The sequence below is a fragment of the Microcystis sp. LEGE 00066 genome (genome assembly GCF_015207925.1).
GTDB classification, from domain to species: Bacteria; Cyanobacteriota; Cyanobacteriia; order Cyanobacteriales; family Microcystaceae; genus Microcystis; species Microcystis ichthyoblabe_A.
The window spans coordinates 1-3,222 of the sequence record NZ_JADEVX010000304.1; the positions used below are offsets into that span (position 1 = coordinate 1).

Annotated in this window: 4 protein-coding genes; 3 read left to right on the forward strand and 1 reads right to left on the reverse strand. The window is 45.2% G+C overall.

All coding sequences use genetic code 11. The annotated features are described in order from the left end of the window. Positions 1–141: 141 nt before the first annotated feature. Positions 142–1,620, reverse strand: a complete 1,479-nt coding sequence (locus IQ224_RS22800; protein ID WP_194033528.1) for an efflux RND transporter periplasmic adaptor subunit — start codon at positions 1,618–1,620, stop codon at positions 142–144. Here IQ224_RS22800 and IQ224_RS22805 point away from each other — a divergent pair. From IQ224_RS22805 to IQ224_RS22815, 3 genes are all read left to right on the forward strand, one after another. Continuing rightward, positions 1,562–1,708, forward strand: a complete 147-nt coding sequence (locus tag IQ224_RS22805; RefSeq protein WP_002740204.1) for a hypothetical protein — start codon at positions 1,562–1,564, stop codon at positions 1,706–1,708. The two genes, IQ224_RS22800 and IQ224_RS22805, sit on opposite strands and share 59 nt — an antisense overlap. Positions 1,709–1,742: 34 nt before the next feature. Next, the gene (locus IQ224_RS22810) at positions 1,743–2,624 is read left to right on the forward strand and encodes a tetratricopeptide repeat protein (protein WP_194033529.1); all 882 of its coding nucleotides are present in this window, start codon (positions 1,743–1,745) and stop codon (positions 2,622–2,624) included. 209 nt (positions 2,625–2,833) lie between these two features. Continuing rightward, positions 2,834–3,118 (forward strand): hypothetical protein, encoded by a 285-nt coding sequence (locus tag IQ224_RS22815; RefSeq protein ID WP_228036364.1) that lies wholly within the window; start codon positions 2,834–2,836, stop codon positions 3,116–3,118. Positions 3,119–3,222 lie beyond the last annotated feature (104 nt).

Here is a 3,222-nt window from a genome sequence, read left to right on the forward strand (position 1 = left end):
GGTGTGGGGTGTGGGGTTTGGGGAGAATAAATAAAATAATCTCCTGTCTCCTATCTCCTGACGACCGACGACCGACTGCTGCCCGATCATAAAAAAGACAATTGGGAGATATTTGTTAAGAAAAATTATTGAGATTTTTGATTATTTTTGATTAGTTTTTGAGGTATCTTCAGCCCCTTCGGGGAGATCGATAAAGACCTTTTCTCCAACTTCCAAACCTGATAAAATTTGGGTTTTATCGTCTAGGACTAAACCGATCGAAACGGGTTTAAAACTGGGTTTATTTTCGGCATCGGGAACTAAAACCCCTGACTTGCCTTCCCGGGTGACAATGGCGACAGTCGGCACGACCAGAGCATTATCTAACTGCTGGCCGACAAAAGTTACATCTACATTCATTTTTGATTTGAGTTTGTCCCGTCCCGTCACCAAACCGATTCTGACCTCAAAAGAGGTGACATTATCCTCGATAATTGCTTCAGGAGCCACGAGAATAACTCGACCTTCAAAGACTTCTTCAGGAAAAGCGTCGGCGACAATTCGCACGGGTTGGCCGCGCTGTAATAAACCCACATCTACTTCCGGCACTTTCGCAATCACTTCCAATCCCGATGCTAGGGCGATAATCGAGGTGGAAGTGGCGGAAGCGGTACTGGAGGCCGAAGTGGTGGGAGTGACAAAAGAACCCTCAGTGGCGTATTTTTGGGTGACGATGCCATCAAAGGGAGCAGTAATAACCGTATCGCGGTATTGAATCTTAATTTGCTCTAAACTGGCCCTAGCAGCTGCTACAGATGATTCTAGTCGAGCCAGCTCGGTTTCTTGGGTTTTTTGGCGTTGTTCGAGGGCAAATTTTGCTTCTGCGATCGCTGCTGCCGCTCGGATCATTTCCTGTTCAATTCCGGCTACTTCTGGGGAAGCGGTTTTATCCGCTTGTTCCAAACGGCGGATCGATTCGTCTAAATTGGCTTTAGCATTGAGATATTCATTGAGGACGGCATCAAATTGGTCTTGAGCGATCGCCCCTTCCTGGACTAAATTTTCATTGCGTTTAACCCGATTTTCTGCTAGTCGAAACCGGGATTGGGCCGCTTGTACCTGAGCTTGCAGCTGGTCTAAATCTTTCGGAATTCTTTCTTTGGCCTGAGCTAAACGCGCTTCTAATTGCTTATAACTGGCCTGGGCCTGATAAAATCGGGCTTGTAATTGCCGGATATCTTCCGGAATACTGCGTTTAGCCTGTTCCAGACTGGCTAGAGCTTCCCGCAGTCGCGCTTCTGACTGCATTCCTTGGGCATATACCTCTAAATTATCCATGACGGCGAGGGTTTGTCCCTTTTTAACGATCATGCCCTGATCTACTAATAATCGCACTAATCGGCCAGGGTTTTTCGGGCTAATGTTGACACTTTGGATTGGTTCCACCCTACCACTAGCTTTAATTTCCACAGCGAGGGTTTCCCGTTGAGCAGGAACGGTCATTTCCGCCAATTCTACGCCAGGAGGAGGAGTTTGCAACAAACGATAAGAAACCACTCCCACCGCCAGAAAACTACTAGCCATGAGTCCGAATATCCAAAATAGGGGGCGATTTGATTTTCCCAACACGGTTATTGCCATCGATCAGCCAAAAGTTAATTGGTTATATACTAACGTCTCTAGAGTTGCCTTTGTTGTTTCTTTAGCCAACAACTCCCAAGCGAGATAGACTGATTAAAAAAGGCCTATCCCAGGGGTAAACTGTGCCAAAACTTCGATTAATCATTTCTTTGCTCATTTTTTTCGTCGCTGGCAGCCCGCCAGCTTTTTCCCAAGCGCTACTCCCCTACGCCATCGAACCGGAGTTAGAACAGATGGAACAAGCGGGAATTGAAATGGCTGAGGATGCTATCCAATTAGCTCGTTTTCGCCGTACCGATGCAGCCCTCGGACGGGCTAGGTTAGCGGTGCAGTTGGCCCCCCATCTCTATCAAACTTGGTTTATTCTCGGTAGTTTATATCTGCAAGACGATCAGGTGCAACCCGGTATCGAGGCATTAAATCAATCTTTGTCCCTTGCTCCCGCCGATGCCCACGCTAATATTAAATTTTCTCTCGGTAGTGCTTATTTTCAGAATCAAGATTACCAGTCTGCTATTGCCCAGATTGAAGCGGGTTTGCAAATTAAACCCGATGTCTCCCCCGCTCTTTTTGATCTCGGTAATTCCTATCTCAAGTTAGCACAATATCCTGATGCGATCGCAGCTTACGAAAAGGCTGTTAGTCAAGATAAAGATTTTTGGCCGGCTATTAATAATATTGGTTTAGTTAAATACGAACAGGGTGACAAGGAAGCCGCTCTTAAAGATTGGCGGGCCGCTTTGAAAATTGATCCTAAACAGCCGGAACCTCAGTTAGCTATTGCGGTGGCTATTTATAGTCAAGGTAAAACCGAGGAGGGCATCAAATTAGCTCAGGCCGCTCTCACTAGCGATAGTCGTTATGTCAGTCTAGAATTTTTAGAGGAAAATCTCTGGGGTCAACGTCTTCTGCAAGATACGGAGAAAATGTTTAATCATCCTAAAATGAAAGATTTTATCGCTCGTTTACCACAACCAACCCCAGAAGCGAACGAAGAAAATTAAGCTGATAGCAGCAAGCATTAAGATAACCCCTTAGTTAATTTGCTAGGAATTCTTGAGGCTTGCTCTAACTAATTAGGGCTGGCTGAATATCGGTAGCAGCTTTGCTAAAAAATGGTTTTGGGACTTTATTAGCAAAACAACAAACTTTTTGCCGCAAACCCCACATACAGTACAATTATTACAGTTAAGGGTTTGAAAGGCCTAGGATGATGGCAAAGCAATCAAGGGCGATCGCGGTGACAGAACATGATAATAAGTGTCCCGAATGTCTGCACTTGGAGATTTCGGGAGAACTGGTTACGTCTGAGTCTAAGGGGGTTTTTTCCCGTTTCAAAAAGTCTGAACCAAAGGCGTTTTCCCTATCGGTGCGGCTTAATTTTAATCAGCAGTGGCTTGATTTTTCTTTTGGACGGGTTAAGTTTGGTTTGCGGGGGGGAGAGTTACGCTTAAAACTGGAGAATGGCCAAATGCCAGCAATTCTCATTTTGAAATAAATAGAGCATTAACCCCGATTTTGGCATGGGCATATAGTACAAAGTAACTATTTTTGAGGAGAGGCGATCACCCAAAAAAACAGTTGGCTGGACAAATTAAGTAT